1 protein-coding gene is annotated in these 233 nt (G+C 61.4%); it reads right to left on the minus strand.

Annotated features, from left to right (window positions below; translation table 11 throughout):
• On the minus strand, nt 1-233 hold a 233-nt coding region (locus SB660_RS24035), incomplete at both ends, for a hypothetical protein (RefSeq protein WP_410585145.1).

Here is a 233-nt window from a genome sequence, read left to right on the forward strand (position 1 = left end):
CCCCAATTGCTCTTCTGTGTCGGACAGACCGAGCCACCACGGCTCGTCCGCTGTCGGCAGAGTCACGCGACCGGGCGCACCCACGGCGACGCACATCAGTTCCTTCGCGTGGAAGAGGGCAAAACGGTGGACAAACTGTCCGCCCCCGGAGTATCCACTCATCATGAATGGTCCCGTCGGCGTGCCAAAGTGCTCATGCGCCTCAGCGATCATGTTGAACAGGACGTCGTCAT

Origin of the sequence: Bacillus sp. SIMBA_005 (assembly GCF_046535585.1) — a bacterium.
Taxonomy (GTDB): Bacteria; Bacillota; Bacilli; order Bacillales; family Bacillaceae; genus Bacillus; species Bacillus pumilus.